At 53.6% G+C, this 3,867-nt stretch carries 4 protein-coding genes; 2 read left to right on the top strand and 2 right to left on the bottom strand.

Features of this window, described 5'->3' with window-relative positions; translation table 11 throughout:
- Positions 1 to 104: 104 nt before the first annotated feature.
- Both H8Q75_RS03630 and H8Q75_RS03635 read right to left on the bottom strand, forming a co-directional pair.
- A complete protein-coding gene (locus H8Q75_RS03630; protein ID WP_024124814.1) occupies positions 105 to 389 on the bottom strand; it encodes a DUF427 domain-containing protein in 285 nt (94 codons plus the stop codon).
- 32 nt (positions 390 to 421) lie between these two features.
- On the bottom strand, positions 422 to 1,144 hold the full coding sequence (locus H8Q75_RS03635; RefSeq protein ID WP_297040594.1) for an ABC transporter ATP-binding protein: 723 nt from the start codon (positions 1,142 to 1,144) through the stop codon (positions 422 to 424).
- A 160-nt stretch (positions 1,145 to 1,304) separates the two neighbouring features.
- Here H8Q75_RS03635 and H8Q75_RS03640 point away from each other — a divergent pair, with 160 nt between their 5' ends.
- Positions 1,305 to 2,441: a polysaccharide biosynthesis/export family protein gene (locus tag H8Q75_RS03640; protein WP_297040596.1), complete on the top strand. Its 1,137-nt coding sequence runs from the start codon at positions 1,305 to 1,307 to the stop codon at positions 2,439 to 2,441.
- A gap of 16 nt (positions 2,442 to 2,457) precedes the next feature.
- The coding region (locus tag H8Q75_RS03645) for a hypothetical protein (protein WP_297040601.1) at positions 2,458 to 3,867 on the top strand (1,410 nt) is incomplete at its 3' end.

Below are 3,867 nucleotides of genomic sequence, written 5' to 3' on the forward strand. Positions count from 1 at the left end.
ACAAGTCCAACAAGCACGGGAGTTGTGTCAGGGGGTGCACTTAATGGCGGTGCGCCGTGAGGATTTGATTCCTGAAATTCTCAACCGTGCGGGAATTCCTCCCCTTAGCGCGTCACCTGCACCCCTCGCCAAAAGGCCACATAGCCCTTGATATTGGCTGCCGCAGGCTTGGGATCGGGGTAGTACCAGGCCGCATCGCGATTCACTTCGCCATTGACAACAATGGGGTAGTAGCTGGCTGTGCCTTTCCAACCACAAACGGTGTGGGTATCGCTGGGCTGAAAATAGGCCTGATTGAGGGCTTCTGGCGGAAAGTAAACATTGCCCTCGACCACTTCGTAGCGATCGCTCTCGGCCAAGGTCGCACCTTTCCAAACTGCTTTTGCCATGATTTTTACTTTTTTCTCCGCTATTCCCCTTCCTAAGATAAAGCAGCTGCCGCCAGTGGGCTAGGGATATTGGGGCGATCGCAACGAATTTGACCGTCGCGAAACTGGATAATGCGGTGGGTGACCGCTGCCACATCGGGTTCATGGGTCACCATAATTACGGTCATGCCGGCGGCATTGAGTTGACCAAAAATAGCCAGGATTTCCGCAGTGGTGTGGCTATCGAGGGCACCGGTGGGTTCATCGGCTAGCAGCAGCAACGGCTGATTGACAATGGCGCGGGCGATCGCCACCCGTTGTTGCTGTCCGCCCGAGAGTTGATTGGGACGATTCTCAAGGCGGTGCCCTAAGCCTACCTGTTCCAAGGCAGCAATCGCGCGATCGCGTCGTTCCTTAGGAGGCACTTGGGCATAGACCATAGGCAGCATCACATTTTCCAGTGCCGTTAGCTGCCCTAGTAAGTAAAACTGTTGAAAGACAAAGCCAATCTTGGCATTGCGGATATGGGCCAGTTCATCATCACTGAGATAGGCCACATCTTGGCCATCGAGAAAGTAGCGGCCAGAGGTCGGGCGATCCAAACAGCCAATAATATTCATCATTGTGGACTTCCCTGACCCCGACGCCCCCATAATGGCACAGTACTCTCCCCGCTGAATTTGCAAATTCACATCCCTAAGGGCGTGCACTTCGGTTTCCCCTTGGCCGTAAACCTTGGAAATGTTCTCTAGACAAATGAGCGGTTGATCTGGCATGACATACTGGGGATGCAGTATTCCCTCCCATTTTAAGCCCTTTTCTCAGACTAGGGCGGCAATCCTGCCATCCATCACGGAGGTTAAACACGTATGGTAGAACAGGGGACAATGGTGTAGGTTACCTGGAAAATTGGGAAGTCAGTGGGGAGAAGCAACGATGGGGTATCGATCCGGGCCAAGGCGACAAAAGACGGCCATCCTGCTAGCGATTGCTGCTAGTGGACTCACCCTTGGGGCGACACTTCTGACACCCCCCTTGGCTACTGCTCAACCAAGGCCCCTCAGCCCAAGCTCCTACAGTTTCACCAGCACTAACCCCCTTCAGGATTACCTCTTGGGTGCGGGGGACGTGCTTTTTATTGAAGTGGTTAACCTTCCACCAAGTGTTACTAATCAGCGACAATTCACGGTTAATCTGGATGGTTCAGTCACTCTACCGTTGGCAGGGCGAGTGATCGTGGGTGGCTTAACCCTACCTCAAGCGGAGCAGGTGATCCTCAACGCTTACAGTCAAGTCATGCGCTTTCCCGCAGTAACGGTTACATTGCAGACGCCGCGCCCCATGAAGATTTTGGTGGCGGGTGAGGTGAGCCGTCCAGGATCCTATGTTGTTCCTTTTACTTCTGTATCAGCTTCTGCCGCTGGTATCGGCCTTCTTTCCGGTGGCCTAACATGGCCTCGCCTGAGCCAAGTCCTTGCTCAAAGCGGTGGAATTACGCAAGAGGCCGATATTCGCAGCATTGAGATCCGTCGCCAACTGGGGAATGGCCAAACGGCAGTCACGAAAATTAATCTTTGGGAGATGATTCAGTCGGGGGATGCCAGTCAAGATATTACCCTGCGCAGTGATGATGTGATTGTGGTGCCCAAGGCAAAGGAAGTGAATGCGGCTGAAGCGATTCGCGTCGCCTCTGCCACCTTTTCGCCGCAGGTGATTCGGGTGCAGGTTGTGGGTGAAGTATTGCGACCGGGCTTGGTCGAAGTACCAGCGAATGCCACCCTCACTCAGGGCATTGGGGCAGCGGGCGGCTTCAATGTGCAACGTGCCAATATGTCTAGGGTGACACTGGTGCGGCTCAATCGCGATGGCACGGTTAGTCGGCGACGGATTCCCTTTAGCTTGGCAGCCCAACCCAATGCCAACAACAATCCTGTATTGCAAGAGGGGGATGTGATTGTGGTGGAACGGTCAGGGCTAACGCAGGTGGGGGATGCCATTGGGAATGCCTTGCGTCCTATTGGTGCATTAGGAACCTTAGGAGTGTTCCTCAACTTAGTTAACGTATTTGATTAAGCATGGTGTACGACTGATGTCACTCCCACAAAAGGTACCCAATTTACGGGTCGTTGATCGCCAGCGCCATCTATCGGGGTTCATCAGCACCACCAAGAGGCAAACCAAGGGTGGAGTGCAGAACTTTGGCGATCGCTGTCGGCGACGATGGCGACTGTTCTCAGGTACGGTTTTGTTCTCATTCTTGGTCATGGGTGGGTATGTTCTCTGGCACCCCGAAATGTACAAGGCCTCCTTTCGCCTCTTGATGGAACCCGTGAGTGAGCCACAAACTCCGCCAATGCCACCACCACGGGAGGGCATTATGGGGACGCTCCCCGCAGACCGTTTGCCCACCCCCTTCCCGCAAACAGATGTGGGATCACAGATTGTTGTTTTGGAAAGTGACAAAGTACTGGCGCCCATTGCCCAAAAACTGCAACAGCAGTACCCCCATTTGACCACACGGGTCTTAGCTGAGCATCTGGAAATTCAACCAGTGGTTAGTTCAGCAACAGGGCAAGCCCCGACAGAAACAAAAGTACTAGAGGTGGCCTATCGCGATCGCCAGCCAGAAATCGTGACCGCAGTGTTAAAGGCTGTTGCCGAAGCATTTGTTGACTACAGTCAGCGCGATCGCCAAGAACAACTCAATCGCACCCTAAAGCAACTCGACAACGACATCAATCAGCACCTGGCAGAATTAGAGCAGCTACAGCGGCAACTCCAAGCCAGCGAAACCCAAGGCACCAGCCTGCAACCCTCAGAGCAACTGCGCTTTTTAACGGAACAGTATCGCCAAATCCATAGCCTGCGCCAAGCCGCTCGCCTTAAGGCCGTGGAAGCCTACGGTCGTTTTCAAGGGTTCCAAGAACAACTCAAGATGACCCCCGCCGAAGCCCTAGCGGCAGCAAATTTGAGTACTTCTCCGGCTTATCAGCAGCAACTGGCACGCATTCAAGAGCTGGATCAAGAAATTGCCAGGAATTTAGCCATTTTTCGGGAAGGAACACCCATCATCCAAGCCCTAGAGGAACAGCGCCGAGTTTTACTAGAGCAATTGCAGGCGATCGCCCGCCAAGTGATTGGTGAGCAATATCCAGTGAATAACCCCACTGCCCTAGGCTTTCAGGGAACAGTCTCACAAACGCTCATTACTAACTACATTACGGCGTGGATTGAGTACGAAAACCAGCGGCGCTATGATGCTGAGCTGGCTGCTCCCCAAGCGGCAATTGCCCAACAATTACAACAACTGAGTGGCCAACTCCCCGCCATTGAGCGCCTTCAAAATCAGATTCGGAGGGCCAATCTCTCCTTAGAGATGCTCAATCAAGCCCGACAGGCGGTCCAACTGCAACTGGCACAGAATCACTTTGCCTGGCAGGTACTGACGGATGTAGAGAATCCTGCTGTCCAACCCACATTCCCACGCTTACTGCTGTTG

The sequence above is a fragment of the Thermosynechococcus sp. OHK43 genome, from assembly GCF_014466085.1.
GTDB lineage: Bacteria > Cyanobacteriota > Cyanobacteriia > Thermosynechococcales > Thermosynechococcaceae > Thermosynechococcus.

Bases quoted from the DNA above. Each gene is read 5' to 3' on its own strand.
- H8Q75_RS03635 (WP_297040594.1), bottom strand. From the start codon at position 1,144: ATGCCAGATCAACCGCTCATTTGTCTAGAGAACATTTCCAAGGTTTAC.
- H8Q75_RS03640 (WP_297040596.1), top strand. From the start codon at position 1,305: ATGGGGTATCGATCCGGGCCAAGGCGACAAAAGACGGCCATCCTGCTA.
- H8Q75_RS03630 (WP_024124814.1), bottom strand. From the start codon at position 389: ATGGCAAAAGCAGTTTGGAAAGGTGCGACCTTGGCCGAGAGCGATCGC.